Here is a 19,873-nt window from a genome sequence, read left to right on the forward strand (position 1 = left end):
GGCCAGGAGCGCCCCGGCCGGGGCCGTGGTGCCGATCCGGCGCCCTCCCGGCCCCGGGACGTCGCCTCGGGCCAGGAGGCCGGTGCCTGCCTGACCGCGCTGGAGCGCGGGACCGGCATCACGCCGAGCGGGAGCTGGACCGTCGTGTCAGCTCCGGACCACGTCACCGCCGAGGACCTGGTCGAGGAGCTGTTCGGGCCCCGAGCCGGCCGGGCGGGGCCCCGGGCCGACCACGCGGGCCGCGAGCGGCGCGGTGGGCCGCCCGGTGGGCCGCCCACCCGCCGCCGGGAGGGCCGCCAGGGCCCGCAGGATGGCCCGGGCGGCGGCGTCGTTCTGGCGAAAGCCCGGGGAGTCGGTGCGCGGCCGGGCGAAGGCGGCCGCCGCGCGCAGACTGGTGTGCGGGCCGAGGGCGGTGCGCCGCGGGTGCGGCCCGCCGTCCAGGGCCGGGTCCAGGACCCGGCTGTCCCCGGGCCGGATGGTGAGCAGCCCGGAGCGGTGGGTGTGCTCCTCGTCGCTGACCACCTCCTCCACGATCCGCCCGGCGCGGTGCAGGTCCCGCAGGACCGGGTCCCGGGTGCGGGCCAGCGCGTGCTTGGGCAGGTACGCCTCGATCAGCGCGGTGGCCTCGACGCGGTGCCCGGGCACGGTGCTACCGGACGCCCGCCAGGTGCCGGTCGCCTCGTCCCGGTCGACCCGGACGCCCGCGCCCAGGAAGCGGACCACGCCCGCCTCGGAGAGCGCGAGCAGCTGGCGCAGCCGGAAGCCGGGCGGGCCGGAGGCGAGGTAGCTGAAGTAGCCGAAGAACCACTCGTCGACCTCCTCGCCGACCGAGCGGGCGGTGAGCCGGCCGGAGGCCAGCACGCGGGGCAGTTGGCCGAAGAGCGAGAGCAGGGCGAGGAAGGCGCCGAGGTCGGCGCTGTGGGCCGGGTCGGCGCGGCGGTCGGCGTCCTCGGCGATGTAGCCGCGCAGATGGCGCTGGAGCTCCTCGGCGGAGCCGAGTTCGAGACCGGCCAGCGGGAAGTCGAGCCGTTCGAAGTCCAGCCGGTCGGCCTCGTCGGGGACGGCCCGGGCGATCAGCCGGGCGAGCTCGGGCGCGTACCAGTCGTGGGCGTCGTAGCCGGCGAGGAACTCGGCCCAGGGGAGCGCGGTGCGTTCGGGGTGGGCGTGGAACAGTTCGTGGTAGTGCCCGAAGCCGATGTCCTTCGCCATCAACGGCCAGAAGTCGCGGCGCAGTTCGAGCGGCCCGGGGCGCGCGAGAACGGCGTCCACGGCGGCCGCGTCGAAGTAGCGGGGGAGCGGGGCGGGCGGCCCCTGGAGCCGGTAGCCGGTCTTGGAGTGGTAGGGAACACCGCGCCGGGAGCCGACGTGGATCACCGGCTCGCGGCCGGAGGGCCGGTAGACCGGGCCGTCCGGCGTCTCCTCGAAGCGGCCGCCCCGGCCTTCGGTGAGCAGGGCGACCAGGTCGACGAAGGCGAGCCCGAAGCCGCGCAGGACGACGTGCTCGCCGGCGCCGATGCCGCTCAGGTCGGCGTCGGCGGAGAAGGCGGGCGGCAGGTGGAAGCGGCCGTGCCGGGCGGCGAACCCGGCGTCCGCGGCGTACCGGGGGTGCGGCGCGGAGTCGAGGTGGCCGAGGGTCAGGGTGACGTGGTCGGCGGTGAGCACCCGGTCCCCGAGGTGGACCAGCTGCGGGCCGTCCACCGGGCCCTCGACCCGGCGGACGGTGTCCCGGTGCACGGTGACGGTGATGTGCGGCGGGAGGTCGGCGACGGCGCGGCGGAACACCCAGTCCAGGTAGGCGCTCTGGGCCCGGCGGGTGGGGAAGTCGGTGGGCGCCAGGGTGCCCAGCTCGGCCCGGACCGCCGGGTCCTCGACCTCCCGGTAGGGCGCGAACTCCGTCTGCCGGGCGGCCCATTCGGCCAGCGAGGGCCCGGGGCGGACCGGTCCGTCGATGGTGGACCGCTCGTCGGTGAACATCGTGACGTCCTCGGCCATCGAGTTCATCCGGAGCAGCGGGGACTGGTCGTAGCGCCAGATCCGGCCCGCGCCGGGCGGGTGCGGGTCGACCAGGTGGATCTCCAGCGGGCGCTCGGAGGGCAGGAGTTCGGCCGCGTTGGCGGCGATCCGCTCCAGCAGCCCGGTACCGCGCGGGCCGGCGCCGACGATCACCAGGGTGGTCAACGCGTCCCCCCGGCTGCGGTCTTGGCGCCGGTCGCGGCGTCGGCCCCGGCCGGGGCGTCGGCGGCAGCGCGCAGCCGGCGCCAGGCCGCGCGGGCCTTCTGCAGCGGGGTGGGCGGCAGGCCGTCGCGGGTGGCGCCCTTGGCGTAGTGCCGCTCGACGTAGTACTGGCCGACGGACAGCACGGTGGTGATCACGATGTACCAGATGGTGGCGACCATCAGCATCGGGATGACCTGGTAGGACTGCAGGTAGACCAGCTGCACCGAGTAGAGCAGGTCGGAGACGGCCAGCACGCTGATGATGCTGGTGCCCTTGAGCGCGCTGATCAGCATGTTCCCGGCGGTGGGGACGATCGAGCGCATCGCCTGCGGGACGATGATCCGGCGCAGCACCCGCCACCGGCCCAGCCCGAGCGCCGAGGCGGCCTCCAGCTGGCCGCGGTCGACCGAGAGGATCCCGCCGCGCACCACCTCGGCGGCGTAGGCGGCCTCCAGCAGGGTCAGGCCGACCACGGCGGTGAGGGTGGGGCCGAACAGGTTGACGGTCCGGACGGTGACGAACTCCGGGCCGAACGGGATGCCCAGGCCGAGCGTCGGGTAGAGCGCGCCGATGTTGAAGAAGAGCAGCAGCTGCACCAGCGCCGGGGTGGAGCGGAAGATCCAGATGTACGTCCAGCTCAGCGTGCGCAGCACCGGGTTGCCGGAGAGCCGCATGGTGGCGAGCACCGTGCCGAGGACGAAGCCGAGGCCGAGCGTGACGGCGGTCAGCCACAGGGTCAGGGTGAGGCCGTTCAGGACCGAGGTGGCGGTGAACCAGTCGGCGACGACGTCCCATTGGAAGGCCTTGTTGCGGATCACCGAACTGAGGGCCATCGCGAACAGCAGCAGCGCGACGGCGGCGGAGACCCACTGGCCGGGCCGGCGGCGGGCGACGAGCCGGGCCGAGGGGTCGACGACGGCGCCGGCGGGCGGCCCCGGGTCCGGCACGGGGTTCTCGGTGAGGGAGGGCGCGGGAAGGACGTCCTGCGGGGTGGCCATGAGGAGGCTCCAGGCGGAAGCTGCGGGCAGGCGGGAGGTACGGGGGTGGTCACGTACGGCCGTCGGGCCGGCTCGCGTCCCTCAACGCGACCGGCTCCGCACTGCTCTCCGCATTGATCGTACGCATGCGCGAACGAGGGCTGTCAAGGGTGGTGCCGCCGGGGCACACGGCGACAAGTGATCGCAACAGAGCGGTAATGGACGGTGGTTGACGCCGTGCATCCTTCACTGCTCAACTTGTGCTCATGTACGCCGAGCAGCTCCTGGTCACCCGCGACCACATCGACTTCGGTCGGGTGTGGTCCGCGGCGTGTCGCGGCTGACCCGGCAGCGGGCCGTCCAGCCGGCCCTGTCCTCCTAGGAGCCTCCTCCCTCGGAGGCCCTCCTCGCGGAGACCTCTCCCTCGGTGCCCCGTCGCGGGCCGGGTAGGCCGTCCAGTCCCGTACGGACGGCCGTTTCAGGCGCACGCTGCCGCCTTCAGCCTTCCGTACCCCACTGCACTCCGGCAGTTCTCCGTCGCCCTTCCGCCGACGTCGACGTCTTCGCCGACGTCGTCACCGTCACGTGCCCGTGCCCGTCGATCCGCGTGCTCCGCTCCGCCCTCCCCGCTCGGCCCTCTTCGCTCCGCGCTCCCCGCTCGGCCTTCTCGCTCCCCGCTCCGTGCTCCAAGCCTGGCTCTGCCACGGCCTGTTCCGGTCTGCCCACCCGCAGCCGCCGGATTCCGTACGACCCGAAAGGTCAGTCACCATGCCCGTCGAATTCCTCGGCATCGCCGCCACCGGTGATGGTTCGGAGACCACCCCCCGCTCCACGGCGGCCTTCGACCGCGACTACACCCTGCGGCTGGCCCGGGCCCACGAGGACAACGGCTGGGACCGCGTGCTGTTCGCCTACGGCGCCGGCGCCCCCGACCCGGCGGCGGCCGCGGCGTTCCTCGCGGCCCGGCTCGACCGGCTCCAGATCCTGCTGGCCCACCGGCCGAACGTCTCCTACCCGACCTACGCGGCGAAGACCTTCGCCACCCTGGACCGGATCAGCGACGGGCGGCTCACCGTCCACTTCATCACCGGCGGCAACGACCACGAGCAGCAGCGCGAGGGCGACTTCCTGACCAAGGACCAGCGCTACGCCCGCACCCGTGAGTACATCGGAATCGTCAAGAAGGCGTGGACCAGCACGGAGGCCTTCGACCACGAGGGCGAGTACTACCGCTTCAACGACTTCGTCTCGGACGTCTTCCCCGTCCAGGCCCCGCGCCCGGGCGTCTCCTTCGGCGGCTCCTCGGAGGCCGCCTACGCGGCCGGCGGGGCGGAGGCGGACATCTACTGCCTCTGGGGCGAACCGCTGGCCCGGACCGCCGAGCAGATCGAGCGGGTCAAGGAGGCCGCGCGGGCCGCCGGCCGGACGGACGTGCCGCGCATCCAGGTCGCCTTCCGGCCGATCATCGCGCCGACCGAGGAACTGGCCTGGGAGAAGGCGTACCGGACGGTGGACGCGATCCGGGCCCGCAAGGAGTCCGGCGAGCTGGTCCGGCGCGGTGCGGCCGCGGCCCGGACCCCGGAGAACACCGGGTCGCAGCGGCTGCTGGAGATCGCCGCGGCCGGCGAGCGCTACGACCGCGCGCTCTGGACCCCGACCGCGGCCGCCACCGGCGGGGCCGGCAACTCCAACGCCCTGGTCGGCACGCCGGAGACGGTCGCGCAGGCGCTGCTCGACTACTACGACCTCGGCGTGGACATCCTCTCCGCGCGCGGCTACGCGCTGCTCGACGACGCGATCGACTTCGGCCGGTACGTCATCCCGCTGGTGCGCGAGGAGGTCGCCCGGCGGGACGCCGCGAAGGCGGCCGAGGCGGCCGAGCGGGAGGCCCGGGCCGAGCGCGACCGCCACCAGCTGATCGCGGTCCAGGCGTGAGCGGCACCAGCCTGGCGACCGAGGTCCGCCGGGTGACGATCGACGATCCCCTGGTCGAGCCGCTGCTGCGGGAGCTCACCCACGAGTACGTCACCCGCTACGGGCCGGATGCCCGGGAGGAGATGAGCCGGTACCCGAAGGACGCCTTCGCGGAGCCGGCCGGCGTACTGCTGCTCCTGCTGGAGGACGGCGAGCCGGTGGCCGGCGGTGCGTACAAGCGGTACGACGAACGGACCGCCGAGGTGAAGCGGATGTGGACGCATTCCGCGCACCGCCGCCGGGGGCTGGCCAGCCGGGTGCTGGCCGAGCTGGAGCGGGCCGCGCGGGCGGTCGGCTACACCCGGATCTTCCTCACCACCGGCCCGCGCCAGCCCGAGGCCAGGGGGCTCTACCTGGCGACCGGCTACACCCCGCTGTTCGACGTCGACGCCGATCCGCTGGAGATCGGCCCGCTGGCGTTCGAGAAGTCCCTGCCGGCCCGCACCGACAGCGAGCGGGCCGAGGCCCCCGCGCGACCCCATCACGCACCGACCCCGAAAGGCGCCCAACTCCCGTGAGAACCACCACCGTCCGCCGCCGCCTGCTCGCGGCCACCGCCCTGCTGCCGGTCCTGGCCCTGGCCGCGTGCGGTTCGGACCCGAAGACCGCCGCCCAGCCGGGCGCCGGCCAGGCGGCGGTCGACGCCGCCGCGCAGGACCTCGTCTCCGGCGTCGCGAAGTCGGACGCGGCGGCCGCCCTGCTGCCCGAGGACGTCCGCAAGGCGGGGACGGTGAAGTTCGGCTCGGCGATCGCCTCGCCGCCCGCCGCCTTCTACGCCGACCAGGCCACCAAGAAGGCGGCCGGGGTGGACATCGACTTCACCGACGCGGTGGCCAAGGTGCTCGGCCTGACCGTGGAGCGCGAGGAGGCCGCCTTCGAGACCATCCTGCCCGCGCTGGGCAGCGGCAAGTACGACGTCGGCACCGGCAACTTCGGGGTCACCGCCGTCCGGTTGAAGACCATCGACTTCGTCACCTACATCGACGACGGCCAGGGCTTCGCGGTCAAGAAGGACAACACCAGCGTCCAGCCGGTCACCGACCTCGCGCAGCTCTGCGGGCTGGTCATCGGCACCGGGGCCGGCACCACCTTCGAGACCACGCTGAACGCCAAGAAGAACGTCTGCACCGACGCGGGCAAGAAGCCCTTCGAGGTGAAGGCGTTCAGCGACAACGGCGCCACGCTGACCGGCCTCCAGCAGGGGCGGATCGACGTCGTGATGTCGACCATCAACGGCCTGCGCTACCAGGCGTCCCAGGAGGCGTCGGGGACGAAGTTCCTCGGCGAGTTCCACCGGCTGGACGTCGGCTTCGCGTTCAAGAAGGGCTCCCCGCTCGCCCCGGCCTTCCAGGCGGCGGTCAACCAGCTGATCAAGGACGGGACGTACGACAAGATCGTCAAGAAGTGGGGAGTCGTCGATTCGGCGATCAAGGAATCCCAGATCAGCCCGCCCGAGCACGTGTGACCCCCTGTCCGGGCCCCGGGCCTGTTGGAGGAATCCCCCCATGAGCATCACCACCACCGAGGCCGGTCCGCCGGCCGGAAGAACCGCCGCCAAGGTGTCGGCCGCCCCGGCCGGGCGCGTCGACCTCGGCGAGCTGGCCGGTCTGCGGACCGTCCGGGCCCGCCACCCGTGGCGCTGGGCGGCCGGCCTCGCCGCCGTCGTCGTCCTGCTCCAGTTCGCCCACGGGCTGGCCACCAACCCCGGCTGGGACTGGGCGACCTTCCGGGTCTACTTCTCCGCCGACACCATCCTGCGCGCCGTCGGCCGCACCATCGAACTCACCTTCTACGGAACGCTGCTGGGCTTCCTGCTGGGTGCGGTGGTGGCGGCGATGCGGCTGTCGCGCAGCGCGATCCTGCAGTCCATCGCCTGGGCCTACGTCTGGGCGTTCCGCTCCATCCCGCTGATCGTGCAACTGGTCTTCTGGTTCAACCTCTCCTACCTCTACAAGCGGTTCGGCATCGGGATCCCGTTCGGCCCGACCTTCGCCGAGTTCGAGACGATGGGGGTGCTGGGCGCGCTCGGCGCCGCCGTGCTGGGGCTGGGCCTGCACCAGGCGGCGTTCGCCGCGGAGATCATCCGCGGCGGCATCATCGCGGTCGACGGCGGGCAGCGCGAGGCCGCCGCCGCGCTGGGCGTGCCGCGCTGGCGCCAGGCCTGGCGGATCGTGCTGCCGCAGGCCATGCGCGGCATCCTGCCGGCCGCCGCCAACGAGGTGATCTCGCTGTTCAAGGGCACCTCGGTGGTCTACGTGATGGCCATCGGAGAGCTCTTCTACCAGGTGCAGGTCGTCTACGGCCGCACCGGCCGGGTGGTGCCGCTGCTGATGGTGGCCACCGTCTGGTACGTGCTGCTGACCACGGTGCTGTCGCTCGGCCAGTACTACGTCGAGCGCTACTTCGCCCGGGGCGCCGAACGCACCCCGCCGCCCACCCCGCTGCAGCGGGCCCGGGCCTTCGTCCAGGGCCTGCGGGCCGACCGCACCCCCGTCGAGACCGCTACCGGAGGACGCTCGTGACCACCCCCGTCGTGGAACCCATGGTGCAGGTCAGGGGCCTGCACAAGAGCTTCGGCCCGCTCGCCGTGCTGCGCGGCGTCGACCTCGACGTGCCGGCCGGATCGGTGACGGTGGTGCTCGGCCCCTCCGGCTCCGGCAAGTCGACGCTGCTGCGCTCGATCAACCACCTGGAGAAGCTGGACCGCGGCTTCGTCGCGATCGACGGCGAGCTGATCGGCTACCGCCGCTCCGGCGACCGGCTGCACGAGCTCAGGGAGCGCGACGTCCTGCGCCAGCGCACCAACATCGGCTTCGTGTTCCAGAACTTCAACCTGTTCCCGCACCTCACGGTGGTGGAGAACATCATCGAGGCCCCGGTCAGCGCGCTGCGCCGGCCCAAGGCCGAGGCCCGGGCGGCCGCGCTGGCGCTGCTGGAACGGGTCGGCCTCGCCGACAAGGCGGACGCCTATCCGCGCCAGCTCTCCGGCGGCCAGCAGCAACGGGTGGCGATCGCCCGGGCGCTGGCGCTGGAGCCGAAGGTGCTGCTCTTCGACGAGCCGACCTCGGCGCTCGACCCGGAGCTGGTGGGCGAGGTGCTGGACGTCATCAAGGACCTCGCCCGGTCCGGCACCACCATGATCGTGGTGACCCACGAGATCGGCTTCGCCCGCGAGGTCGCCGACACCGTGGTCTTCATGGACGGCGGGGTGGTGGTCGAGCAGGGCCCGCCGAAGGCCGTCCTGGACGATCCGCAGCACGAGCGCACCCGCGCCTTCCTCGCCAAGGTCCTCTGACCCCCCTCGCCGATCCCCTTCGCCGACCCCCTCCCGCTCCCCGACCCTCTTCCAGCCATCAGGAGTTCCGCCATGTCCCTACCCCGTCGCGCCCTCGTGACCGCCGCCGCCGCGCTCGCCGCCACCCTCACCCTCGCCGCCTGCGGCAGCTCCACGGACGCCGCCGCGGAGCTCGCCCCCGCGAAGGGCAGTACCGCGCCCAACGGCACCACGGTGAACCTGACCCCAAATCAGAACCGCATCACGACGGCGAAGGTGGACGCCATCGCGGCGCTGGTTCCGGAGGAGGTCAGAAAGAGAGGGACGCTGACGGTCGCCAACTCGCTTGGTACCACGCCGCCGCTGGACTTCTACGCGAACGACGACAAGACCATCATCGGGGTCGAGCCCGACCTCGCCTCGCTGGTCGGTGACGTCCTCGGCCTGAAGGTCGAGTTCAACCCGGTCTCCTGGGAGAACGTCTTCGTGGGCCTGGACAGCGGCAAGTTCGACGTCGGCATGACCAACATCACCGTCACCGAGGCCCGCAAGGAGAAGTACGACTTCGCCACCTACCGGCTGGACATCCTCGGCTTCGAGGCCAAGAAGGGCACCGGCTGGAAGGTCGCCGGCCCCAAGGACGTGGCCGGCAAGACGATCGCCGTCTCCTCCGGCACCAACCAGGAGAAGCTGCTGATCTCCTGGAACGAGGAGAACGTGAAGAACGGCCTCAAGCCGGCCGACATCAAGTACTTCCAGAGCTCCTCCGACTACTACCTGGCGCTCTCCTCCGGCCGGATCGACGCCTACGTCGGCCCCAACCCGAGCTCGGCCTTCCACGCCGTGCAGACCGGTGAGACCGAGGTGGTCGGCACCTACTCCGGCGGCGGCGCGGACGTCCTGGGGAAGATCGCGGCGACCACCAAGAAGGACAACGGGCTGGTCCAGGCACTGAACGGGGCGATCAACGAGATCATCAAGAACGGCACCTACGGCCAGGCGCTGAAGCGCTGGGGGCTCGACGGCGAGGCCGTCCAGACCTCCGAGATCAACCCGCCCGGCCTGCCCAAGCCCAAGCCGTAGCCCGTTCACCCCCATGTCCTCCCCCGACGCTATGGTGGCCCCGGTCACGGTGGACGCTGTTCGTATCCGGTGCACCCGGGGGTTGGGGGAGACATGAGGGCTGGGGAGGTTCTGGACGGCCGCTACCGGCTGGACCGGACGCTCGGCCGGGGCGGCTTCGGGGTGGTCTGGGCGGCCCACGACAACAACATCGGGCGGTCGGTCGCGGTCAAGGTCCTCTCCGAGGAGAAGGCGAGCGACGAGGAGGCGGTCGCGCGGTTCGTCCGCGAGGCCAAGACCGCCGGCAGCCTGTCCAATCCGCACATCGTCACGTTGCACGACTACGGCCGGGTCCAGCAGGGCGCCTGGTCCACCCACTACCTGGTGATGGAGCTGGTCCGCGGCCGCCCGCTGTCCGCGGTGCTCAAGGAGGGCACGCCCGACCCGGCGCTCGCGCTGAAGTGGGCCCGGCAGGTCTGCAAGGCACTGGACGCCGCCCACCGTTCGGGCGTGGTGCACCGGGACATCAAGCCGGAGAACATCATGATCGCCGAGAGCGGCGAGGCCAAGGTGCTGGACTTCGGCATCGCCCGGCTGCTCACCCAGTCGGGCACCGGGCTCACGTCGACCGGTGTGGTCATCGGCACCCCGCCATACCTGGCTCCCGAGTGCTGGGCCGGCGGCGCCATCGACGGCCGGGCCGACCTCTACGCGCTCGGCGTGGTGCTCTTCCAACTCTGCACCGGACAGCGCCCGTTCAACGCCGGATCGCCGGTCACCATGATGTACCAGCACCTCAACGACCCGCCGCCGCCGGTGCGCACCCCCTACCCGGCGCTCGCCGCCCTGATCCGCCGGCTGCTCGCCAAGGACCCGGCCGACCGGCCCGCCGACGCCGCCGAGGTGCGCCGCCTGCTGCGCGAGATCCCGGTCGGGCAGAGCACCCCGGTCGGCCGGAGCACCCCGGCCCCGCCGCCCGAGCCGCCCGAGGCGCTGCGGCAGCGGGCCGACCGGGCCTGGGAGTACGGCGTGGAGGGCCGGCCCGAGGAGGCCGTCCGGATGCTGACCGAGCTGATCCCGCGGTTCGCCCGCAGCTTCGGCCCGGCCGACCTCCGCACCCTGCGCACCTGTCACGACCTCGCCCTATGGCTGGCCCGCGCCGGCAGCCCGGGCGCCGCCGCCGCGCTGCTGCGCGAGCTGGCCCCGGCCCTGTCCGGCGAGCCGAGGGCGCACGCCGACGTCCTGCGCGACCTCGACCGCTGGGAGCGGGAGCGCGACGAGGCCGGCCCCGGCCCGGCCCGGGCACAACCCCTGGACCAGCTCCTCGGCGGCCCCGCGCAGAGCGGCTGACGCCCCGGGCGGCGGCCGACGACCGACCGGCGCCGGGCCGCCCACCCGCGCGTTCACCCCGGGCGGAGGCCCGTCCGCCCACGGTGGAGCCCTGTGCCGGAGCCCCGTGGTGGAGCCCCGTGGTGGAGCCCCGCGCCGCCCGGTCCGCCCGGTGGCCGTCGCCCGGGCCGGGGGCTGTCAACCGTACGGGCACCTGATTCGGTGCTGCTCCGGGTTGTGGGAATTGATAGGAATTCGCCGAGCTGGACTGTCTGGTTCGCAGGCGGCAGCCGTTGATATACCTCGCAACAAGAGTTCGGTGCGGTGTGTGCGGCCGTACCGGCGAGCTGAGACGAAAGTGGTGGTGACGCTCAGATGAAGCTCCTCCGTGTCGGACCACCGGGCGCCGAGCGTCCGATCGCGCTGGGCCACGACGGCACCGCGTACGACCTCTCCGGGCGCGCCCGGGACATCGACGGCGCCTTCCTGGCCGGGCTCGACCCGGCCGCGCTGGCCCGCGACGCGGCCGCCGGCCTGCTGCCGGTGGCCGACATCGCCGGGCAGCGGGTCGGCGCTCCGGTCACCCGGCCGGGCAAGGTGGTCGGGATCGGGCTCAACTACCGGGACCACGCCGCCGAGGCCGGCGCGGCGATCCCGGACGAGCCGGTGATCTTCCTCAAGCCGAGCAACACCGTGGTCGGCCCGTACGACGAGGTGCTGGTGCCCCGGGGCGGCGAGAAGACCGACTACGAGGCCGAACTGGCGATCGTGATCGGCCGCACCGCCCGGTACCTGGCCGGCCACCGGGAGGCGGCGGAGGCGATCGCGGGCTACACGATCGCCAACGACGTCACCGAGCGGGCCTTCCAGCTGGAGCGCGGCGGCCAGTGGGACAAGGGCAAGTCGGCGGAGACCTTCACGCCGCTCGGCCCCTGGCTGGTCACCGCGGACGAGGTCGCCGACCCGCAGCGGCTGCGGCTGCGCCTCTGGGTCAACGGCGGGCTGCGGCAGGACGGCTCCACCGCCGAGATGATCTTCCCGGTGCTGGAGATCGTCCGGTACGTCAGCCAGTTCATGGTGCTGGAGCCGGGGGACGTGATCGTCACCGGCACTCCGGCCGGCGTCACCCTGGGCCACCCGGGCACGCCGTTCCTGACCGCCGGGGACGTCGTGGAGATCGAGATCGACGGGCTGGGCCGCCAGCGTCAGGTGCTCGGCAAGGCCTGACGTCCGGGCGGCCCGACCCCGACCCCGGGCACGGGGGTCGCGGGTCGGGCCGCGAGAGCGAGCCGGACCCGCCCGCGAAGAACCGCCGCGCCCCGCGCCTCAGCCGCCGAGCGCGGCCCGCAGCCGGGCGGTCCGTGGTGCGTCCGGGCCCTCCAGCGCCAGCAGCGCGGTCAGCACCTGCGCCGTCTGCGGATCGTGCAGCGCCGTCGCCGCGGCCATCGCCACGAACTGGTCCACCAGCCACTCCCGCAACTCGTCCACCGGCAGCGCGCGGCCCTCGTCCAGCCAGGTCAGCGAGGTGCCCTCGACCACCGCGATCCACGAGCGCACCAGCAGGGTCAGCCGCGGCCCGGCCTCCCGGACCCCGAGGTGGCGCAGGGTCCGCTTGAGCGCCGCCCGCCGGACGTCGTCCACCATCGCGGAGGTGCGCTGCGTCTCCACCACCGAGCCGCCGCGCAGCAGGGCCGAGTACCCGGCGTCGTGCTCGGCCACGAAGGCGAAGTAGCTCTCCAGCACGGCGGCCAGCTGCTCGGTCGGGCTGCCGGTCAGCGGCACCGTGAACCGGCTGGTCAGCTCCTCCGCGGCGGTGCGCAGCGCGGCCTCGTACAACTGCTGCTTGCCGCCCGCGAAGTAGCGGTACACCAGCGGCCGGGAGGCCCCGGCGGCCTCCGCCACGTCGTCCAGGCTCACCTCGTCCGGCGGCCGCGAGGCGAAGAGCTCCAGGGCGACCGCGATCAGCTGGTCCCGTCGCTGCTGCACCGTCAGCCGCCGGTACCCGCTGCGCCGCGGCCGGGCCTCGGAGGACGGTGGGACGGGCGCTGAGCTGGCTTCCATGGCGGTCAGCGTAATGGTCGCCGGTCCGATCGGATCCTTGCCTGCACCGATCATTCCGAACGGATGTTTGCCGCGCGGGCGCCCCGGCCGCCCCAGCCACCCCGCCGCCCCGGCCCCGCCGCCCCGACCTGCCCCGGCCCGTTCGTGACCCGCCGCCGCTCCGCGACCGCCCGCCCCGGCGGGTCGGCCCGCCGCAGGGCGGGCCGGGCGCCGACCATGGGGACGGATCGTCGCCGTCGCTTCGAGGAGGGCCGCCGGATGGCGCGGGCAGTGCAGTGGACGGCGGCCGTGCGCCGGGTGCCGGGCGCGGTCCTCGGGTGGGTCCGGTCGGCGCCCGGGACGTACCTGTGGCTGCTGCTCCTGGCGGCCACGAGCTTCGTGGTGGCGCGGATGGACCCGGCGCGGCTGGACTGGTTCCTGGCCGCCCGCTCGACCAACCTGGAGAACCTCCGCTCGGACCCGGTGCACGTCCTGGTGGCCAGCGCGCTCTGGACCGAGCAGTCGAGCTTCCTCCTCTACTTCGTGCTGTTCACCCTCTTCCACGCCAACGCGGAGCGCTGGCTGGGCACGCCGCGCTGGTTCACGGTGGCCGCCACCGCCCACGTGCTGGCCACCCTCGTCAGCGAGGGGGTGGTCGCCCGGGGCATCATGCGCGGCCGGCTGGGGGAGAGCCTGGCCGGCACGGTGGACGTCGGGGTCTCGTACGCGCTGGCCGGTGTGGTCGCCGTGCTGACGTACCGCTTCGCCGGCCGCTGGCGACTGCTGTACGGGGGCGGCGTGCTGGCCTTCTACCTGGTGCCGCTGGTCGGTTCGCACACCTTCACGGACCTCGGACACTTCTGCGCGGTGCTGATCGGCCTCTGCTTCTTCCGGTTCGCCCGCGGCCGGTCCAGGTGGGACCCGGGACTGCTGCTCCGGCGCAGGCGGGAGCGCCGGGCGGAGGTCTGAAATGGCCGGTCCATGCCACAGGGTAGGGGCTTGCAATCGGCCCGGGCCGCGAAATGATGTCCGGATGGTTGAAGAACTGATCAGCTCCGACGGCACCACCCCGCGCCGTATTGCCGACGACTACGTGCAGGCCCTGGCCGAGCTCGACCCGCTGACCGCGGTGTACCTCGGGCTCAACCTCGACGACGACCGGCTCCCCGACCTCTCCCCGGCCGGTGACGAGGCGCTCGCCGAACTCGGCCGCCGCACGCTCGCCCGGCTCGCGGACGCGGAGCGGGCCGGAGCTGCCGAGGACGAGGCCGAGCGCCGCTGCGCCCGGCTGCTGCGCGAGCGGCTCACCGCCTCGCTCGCCGTCCACGACGCGGGGGAGGGCTTCCGCGCGGTTCGCAACCTGGCCTCACCGGTCCACAACGTGCGGGACGTCTTCACCCTGATGCCCGCCGACACCGAGCAGCAGTGGGCGGTGATCGGGCGCCGGCTGGCCCGGGTGCCCCTCACGCTGGAGCAGTACCGGGCCACCCTCGCCGCGGGCATCGAGCGCGGTCTGCTCTCCGGCCCCCGTCAGGTGAGCACCGTGGTCGAGCAGCTCGGCGACTGGCTGGAGGGGGACGAGGCCGGCTGGTTCGGCGTCTTCGTCCGGCAGGCGCCAGAGGGGCTGCGCGCCGAGCTGGCCGGGCCCGCCGCCGCCGCTGCCGCCGCGGTGGCCGCGCTGCGCGACTGGCTGCGCGACGTCTACGGCCCGGCCGCCGCCGGCACCTCCGACACCATCGGGCGCGAGCGCTACGGCCGGTGGGTGCGCTACTGGACCGGCGCCGACCTCGACCTGGACGAGGCGTACGGCTGGGCCTGGCAGGAGTTCCACGGCCTGCTCGCCCAGATGGAGGCGGAGGCCGAGAAGGTGCTCCCCGGCTCCACCCCGATGGAGGCGATGCGGTGGCTGGAGAGCGACGGCCCCGCCGTCCAGGGCGCCGAAGCGACGCGTGAGTACCTCCAGGGGCTGATGGACGGGGCGATCCGCGACCTCCAGGGCACCCACTTCGACCTGGCCGAGCCGGTCACCCGGGTCGAGTCGATGATCGCCCCGGCGGGCAGCGCGGCCGCGCCGTACTACACCTCGCCGTCGCTGGACTTCACCCGCCCGGGGCGGACCTGGCTGCCGACCATCGGCCGGGAGCGCTTCCCGGTCTGGGACCTCGTCTCCACCTGGTACCACGAGGGCGTTCCCGGCCACCACCTCCAGCTCGCGCAGTGGAACTACGTCGCCGACCGGCTCTCCACCTACCAGGTCAGCATCGGCGGGGTGAGCGCCAACATGGAGGGCTGGGCGCTGTACGCCGAGCGCCTGATGGACGAGCTGGGCTACCTCACCGACCCTGGCCACCGGCTCGGCTACCTCAACGCCCAGATGATGCGCGCGCTGCGGGTGATCGTCGACATCGGCATGCACGTCGGGCTGGACTTCCCCGCGGACTCCCCGTTCCGCCCGGGCGAGGCCGTCCTGCCGGACGCCGCCCGGGAGTTCTTCGGCCGGTACTGCGGGCTGGCGCCGGAGGTCCTGGACAGCGAGCTGGTCCGCTACCTCGGCATGCCCGGCCAGGCGATCGGCTACAAGCTCGGCGAGCGGGCCTGGCAGCGCGGCCGGGCGGCGGCCCGGGCGGCGCACGAGGCGCGCGGCGAGGAGTTCGACCTCAAGGCCTGGCACATGGCGGCGCTCTCGCAGGGCTCGCTGGGGCTGGACGACCTGGTGGCGGAGCTGGCCGCGCTGTAGTGCGGTGCCGGCGACGGCGGGTGCCCCGGCCCGGGCGGCCGACGGCACGGCCCCCGGGTGCAGGGGCACCCGGGGGCTCTTCGCCGCCTCCGGCCGGGGCGGGCCTGGTCCCGTGGTCCCGGGCCAGTGGTCAATTAGTCCCATTCGTCCGATTTGGTGAGCTTTTTCCTTGCCATTCGCCGCGCGGAGCGTTTGGCTGGAAGGCGACTGCGTGACCTCTCCGAACCCCTGCGGAAGGCTCCCCCAGTGTCTGCTCAACCTGCCACCGGTCATAAGGCGGCGGACAGTCGTCGCTGGTGGGCATTGGCGGTCATCGCCATCGCCCAGCTGATGATCGTCCTCGACATCACCATCGTGAACATCGCCCTGCCCTCGGCCCAGAAGGACCTCGGGATATCCGACGCCAACCGGCAGTGGGTGATCACCGCCTACACGCTGGCCTTCGGTGGCCTGCTGCTCCTCGGCGGCCGGCTCGGCGACCTCTTCGGCCGCAAACGCGTCTTCATCATCGGCCTGCTCGGCTTCGCCCTCGCCTCCGCGATCGGCGGCGCCGCGTCCGGGTCGGCGATGCTGTTCGCGGCCCGCGCCCTCCAGGGCGCCTTCGGCGCACTCCTCGCCCCGTCCGCCCTGGGCCTGCTCTCCACCACCTTCAGCGATCCACGGGAACGCAGTACGGCGTTCGGCATCTTCGGTGCCATCGCCGGCGGCGGCGCCGCGATCGGCCTGCTCCTGGGCGGCCTGCTGACCGAGTACCTGAACTGGCGCTGGTGCCTGTTCGTGAACACCCCGATCGCCATCGCGACGGCCTTCGCCGCCTTCTCGATCCTCACCTCGGACCACGTCGCCAAGGGCCGCCGGGTCAAACTCGACCTGCCCGGCGCGTTCCTGGGCTGCGGCGGCCTGCTCGCCATCGTCTTCGGCACGTCGGAGGCGGTCAGCCGGGGCTGGGTGGACTGGCTGGTGCTGGGCTCGCTGGCGCTCGGCGCGCTCCTGCTGGTGGTCTTCGTGCTGGTGGAGCGGCGCACCGAGCACGCGCTGCTGCCGCTGCACATCGTGGGCGAGCGCAACCGCGGCGGCGCCGCGCTCTCGATCGGCCTGGCGATGGTCGGCATGTTCGGCCTGTTCCTGTTCCTCACCTACTACCTCCAGGTGATCAAGCACTTCTCGCCGGTGATGTCCGGCGTCTCCTTCCTGCCGATGACGGCCGCCATCGTGATCAGTTCGACCGGGTTCGCGGCCCGGCTGATGACCAGGGTGCCCTCGCGCAACCTGATCGGGCCCGGGCTGCTGCTGGCCGCGGCCGCGATGGCCTGGCTGACCCAGATGAAGGTGGACAGTCCATGGGCCGGCATGGTGCTCCCCGCCGAGCTGCTGCTCGGCTTCGGGATGGGCCTGGTGTTCATGCCGGCGATGAGCCTGGCCACCCTGGGCGTCGCCCCGAACGAGGCCGGCGCCGCGTCGGCCACCATCAACTCGGCCCAGCAGGTGGGCGGTTCCGTCGGTACGGCGCTGCTGAACACGATCGCGGCCAGTGCCACCGCGACGTACCTGGCCACCCGGATCGCCGGCAATCCCCAGGTCCAGGCCCAGGGCGCGGTGCACGGGTACGTGATCGCGACCTGGGTGGCGATGGGCATCCTGCTGGCGGCGGCGCTGATCGCCTTCCTGATGATCAACCACCGCCCGGCACCCGGCGAGGCCACCGGGGAGACCGTGTCCGGGGCGGGCGCGCAGGCCGGCGCGGCGGCCACCGCGGGGGCGGCGGCGCCGAGCCACCGGCAGCGCGCCCGATGAGCCGCGGCCCCGGTACCCGCGCCGACTGAAACATGCCCCGAGGTCCCGCAGTCGACCTCCGGCGCCTCCCCGCTCCCGGCCACCCCGGGAGCGGGGAGGCGTCGCCGTGCCGGGGGGCGCCGGACCCCGGGGTGACGCCTCGGGACCGACCGCCCCCGGGCCGCCGGGCGGAGGATTTCTCATCCGGCTCCCAGCCGGACATCACAGCCCTCCCAGCTCCCTGGGCCATAGTCGGACGGTACTCGCACCGACATCCAGGTCAGGAGGACCAGGCATGGGCCAGCACCGTCGCCTTCAGCCCCGACGCCGACTTCTGGCCCCCACCCTCCTCACCCTGCTCTCGGTGCTCACCGTGGCGGCCGTCGTCACGGGCGCGCACAGCGTGACCTCGGAGGTGACGGCGGCGGGCAGCCCGACGGTGACCGCCCCGGCGGCCGCCACGTCGTCCCCCGCGCCCGCGCCCGCGCCCTCGTCCTCTGCCCCGGCGCCGGACGCGGCGGCGCACGCGGCGGCCCCGGCCGCCACCGGGGCGCCCACGGACGGGGCCGCCGGCGAGGCCACCACCGACCAGGCCGCCGCCGAGGCGCCCACCGACCCGGCCACCGCCGCCGTCACCGTCCCGGGCCCGCTCGGCACCACCGCGGTGGCCCCGGCCACGCCCGAATCCGCCACCGTGGGAGCCCTGTTCAGCGGCAAGGTCACGGCGGGCGACCACTTCTGCACCGCCAGCGTGCTGCACAGCACCACGAAGAACCTGCTGATCACCGCCGCCCACTGCCTCGACAGCGCCGCCGGCGTCACCTTCGTCCCCGGCTACCGCGACGGCGCCGCCCCCTACGGCACCTGGCGGGTCACCGCGATCCACACCACCACCGGCTGGTCGCGGGACGGCGACCAGGACGAGGACTTCGCCGTCCTGGAGACCGCGTCCGACGGCGGCCGCCGGATCGAGGACGTGGTCGGCGCCAACCAGCTCGGCACCGACGAGCCCTTCGGCGTCACCGTCCGTCTCTACGGGTACCCGAGCGGCACCGAGGCGCCGCTCCTGTGCGGCAACACCACCGGCCGCCAGAGCACCTACCAGCGCGTCGTCGACTGCCCCGGCTACTCCGGCGGCACCAGCGGCGGCCCGTGGATCAGCACCACCACCGGCCATGTGGTCGGCGTCATCGGCGGCTACCAGGAGGGCGGCGACAGCCCCGACACCTCCTACAGCGCCGCCTTCGACCACACCGTGGCGGCCCTCTACGAGGAGGCGGTGGACGCGGCATCCTGAGCCCGGCCCGGACAGCGGTTCGAACGGCGTTCTTCACATGAAACACTCTCCGTCGACGAAACCGACACACCCGGAGAGCCCCAACCGTGACCACCTCCCGCACCACCGCCCTGACGATCGCGGCGACGGCCCTGGCCCTCGCCACCGTGGCGGGGTGCAACGACGACACCGGGTCGGCCGCCCAGCCGGCCCCGACCTCCGCCGCGGCCTCCGCTTCCCCGACGGCCTCCCCGACGGCCACCGCCTCCTCGCCGGCCACCACCGCCCCGGCGCCCGCGAATTCGGCCGCCACCGGGTCCGCGAGCCCGGCCGCCGAGGGTGCCTTCGACCCCGAGCAGGCCCTGGCCGCGGCCGACAAGTCGCCCTACGCGGTCTCGGTGGTCATGATCACCGAGAGTGGCGGGGTGGCGCTGTCGACCATGAAGGGCCGCAGCAACCTCAACGGCGTCTGGACCGGCCGGATGGAGATGCGCACCACCGCGCCCGGTGTCGCCGAGCCGATCCTCTGGATCGAGAGCCTGACGACGGCCGACGCCAGCTACCTGCGCGACCTGTCCACGCCGGGTGACGAGTGGGCCAAGATGCCGCGCTCCACCGACAACGCGGTCGTCGACTACACCGACTACGCCAAGCTGCTGCTGGCCGCCGGCCCCGGTGCGCGCAAGGGCATGGAGACGCGTGACGGCGTCGCCGTCTACCACCTCACCGGCCACATCAGCACCGAACAGCTGAGCACCGTCGACCCGCGGACGTACAAGTCGCTGAAGGCGAAGGGCACCACCGGCTTCGACTTCGACCAGTGGATCGACCGCGCGGGCCGCACCCGCTACGCCGAGCAGCAGGTCGAGATGAAGGGCGTGAAGGCGGTCAACAAGGTCACCTTCTCCGACTTCGGCCCGGCCGAGACCTTCGCCGCCCCGGTGGCCGGCTGACGGCGAGCCGCCCGGAGCGCCGGGGCCGCCGTCCTTCCCGGGCGGCGGCCCCGGTCATGCCGCCCGCCCCGCCGCCGACATGACGAAGGCCCAGATCCGTGGATGAACTCCACTGATCTGGGCCTCTGTTGCACTTCTCGCGAAGTGCCCCCGGCAGGATTCGAACCTGCGCACCCGCCTCCGGAGGGCGGTGCTCTATCCCCTGAGCTACGGGGGCCTGCTTGGTGTTGTCGTCGCGTTCGCTTCGACGTGGAGAACATT

The 19,873-nt window shown here is 73.4% G+C and carries 16 protein-coding genes and 1 tRNA gene; 13 read left to right on the top strand and 4 right to left on the bottom strand.

The window, feature by feature from the left end; genetic code table 11:
• Window positions 1–147: 147 nt before the first annotated feature.
• Complete coding sequence (locus tag OG618_RS23885) at window positions 148–2,178, bottom strand: FAD/NAD(P)-binding protein (protein ID WP_329489584.1); 2,031 nt, start codon at window positions 2,176–2,178, stop codon at window positions 148–150.
• Complete coding sequence (locus tag OG618_RS23890; RefSeq protein WP_329489585.1) at window positions 2,175–3,215, bottom strand: amino acid ABC transporter permease; 1,041 nt, start codon at window positions 3,213–3,215, stop codon at window positions 2,175–2,177. The genes OG618_RS23885 and OG618_RS23890 overlap by 4 nt, the downstream gene beginning before the upstream one ends.
• Window positions 3,216–3,962: 747 nt before the next feature.
• On the opposite strand from OG618_RS23890, the gene OG618_RS23895 reads away from it, so the two are divergent.
• The 8 genes from OG618_RS23895 to OG618_RS23930 all read left to right on the top strand — a co-directional run bounded on the left by OG618_RS23895 (window position 3,963) and on the right by OG618_RS23930 (window position 12,060).
• Entirely contained in the window at window positions 3,963–5,129 is a 1,167-nt protein-coding gene (locus tag OG618_RS23895) for an LLM class flavin-dependent oxidoreductase (RefSeq protein WP_329489586.1), read from the top strand.
• On the top strand, window positions 5,126–5,686 hold the full coding sequence (locus OG618_RS23900; protein ID WP_329489587.1) for a GNAT family N-acetyltransferase: 561 nt from the start codon (window positions 5,126–5,128) through the stop codon (window positions 5,684–5,686). Before OG618_RS23895 ends, OG618_RS23900 begins: the two co-directional genes overlap by 4 nt.
• The gene (locus OG618_RS23905) at window positions 5,683–6,633 is read left to right on the top strand and encodes an ABC transporter substrate-binding protein (RefSeq protein WP_329489588.1); all 951 of its coding nucleotides are present in this window, start codon (window positions 5,683–5,685) and stop codon (window positions 6,631–6,633) included. Before OG618_RS23900 ends, OG618_RS23905 begins: the two co-directional genes overlap by 4 nt.
• 40 nt (window positions 6,634–6,673) lie before the next feature.
• On the top strand, window positions 6,674–7,690 hold the full coding sequence (locus OG618_RS23910) for an amino acid ABC transporter permease (protein ID WP_329489589.1): 1,017 nt from the start codon (window positions 6,674–6,676) through the stop codon (window positions 7,688–7,690).
• A gap of 20 nt (window positions 7,691–7,710) precedes the next feature.
• Window positions 7,711–8,463 carry an amino acid ABC transporter ATP-binding protein gene (locus OG618_RS23915; RefSeq protein ID WP_329492245.1) on the top strand — a complete coding sequence of 251 codons (753 nt, stop codon included), beginning with the start codon at window positions 7,711–7,713 and terminating at the stop codon, window positions 8,461–8,463.
• Window positions 8,464–8,535: 72 nt separating this feature from the next.
• On the top strand, window positions 8,536–9,525 hold the full coding sequence (locus OG618_RS23920) for an ABC transporter substrate-binding protein (RefSeq protein WP_329489591.1): 990 nt from the start codon (window positions 8,536–8,538) through the stop codon (window positions 9,523–9,525).
• Between the two features lie 93 nt (window positions 9,526–9,618).
• Entirely contained in the window at window positions 9,619–10,854 is a 1,236-nt protein-coding gene (locus tag OG618_RS23925; protein ID WP_329489592.1) for a serine/threonine-protein kinase, read from the top strand.
• Between the two features lie 354 nt (window positions 10,855–11,208).
• A complete protein-coding gene (locus OG618_RS23930) occupies window positions 11,209–12,060 on the top strand; it encodes a fumarylacetoacetate hydrolase family protein (RefSeq protein ID WP_329489593.1) in 852 nt (283 codons plus the stop codon).
• Between the two features lie 99 nt (window positions 12,061–12,159).
• On the opposite strand, the gene OG618_RS23935 is transcribed toward OG618_RS23930, so the two are convergent.
• A complete protein-coding gene (locus OG618_RS23935; RefSeq protein WP_329489594.1) occupies window positions 12,160–12,894 on the bottom strand; it encodes a TetR/AcrR family transcriptional regulator in 735 nt (244 codons plus the stop codon).
• A 258-nt stretch (window positions 12,895–13,152) separates the two neighbouring features.
• On the opposite strand from OG618_RS23935, the gene OG618_RS23940 reads away from it, so the two are divergent.
• The 5 genes from OG618_RS23940 (at window position 13,153) to OG618_RS23960 (ending at window position 19,612) form a co-directional block, all read left to right on the top strand.
• Window positions 13,153–13,842, top strand: coding sequence for a rhomboid-like protein (locus OG618_RS23940; protein ID WP_329489595.1), 690 nt, complete (start codon window positions 13,153–13,155; stop codon window positions 13,840–13,842).
• Between the two features lie 64 nt (window positions 13,843–13,906).
• Window positions 13,907–15,610 (top strand): DUF885 domain-containing protein, encoded by a 1,704-nt coding sequence (locus OG618_RS23945; protein WP_329489596.1) that lies wholly within the window; start codon window positions 13,907–13,909, stop codon window positions 15,608–15,610.
• A gap of 228 nt (window positions 15,611–15,838) precedes the next feature.
• Window positions 15,839–17,404, top strand: coding sequence for an MFS transporter (locus tag OG618_RS23950; RefSeq protein WP_442906952.1), 1,566 nt, complete (start codon window positions 15,839–15,841; stop codon window positions 17,402–17,404).
• 274 nt (window positions 17,405–17,678) lie between these two features.
• On the top strand, window positions 17,679–18,680 hold the full coding sequence (locus OG618_RS23955; protein WP_329489598.1) for a trypsin-like serine peptidase: 1,002 nt from the start codon (window positions 17,679–17,681) through the stop codon (window positions 18,678–18,680).
• Between the two features lie 86 nt (window positions 18,681–18,766).
• Window positions 18,767–19,612, top strand: a complete 846-nt coding sequence (locus tag OG618_RS23960) for an LppX_LprAFG lipoprotein (protein WP_329489599.1) — start codon at window positions 18,767–18,769, stop codon at window positions 19,610–19,612.
• A gap of 145 nt (window positions 19,613–19,757) precedes the next feature.
• On the opposite strand, the gene OG618_RS23965 is transcribed toward OG618_RS23960, so the two are convergent.
• A tRNA-Arg gene (locus OG618_RS23965) sits at window positions 19,758–19,829 on the bottom strand.
• Window positions 19,830–19,873: the final 44 nt, after the last annotated feature.

The organism is Kitasatospora sp. NBC_01246 (assembly GCF_036226505.1).
GTDB lineage: Bacteria > Actinomycetota > Actinomycetes > Streptomycetales > Streptomycetaceae > Kitasatospora.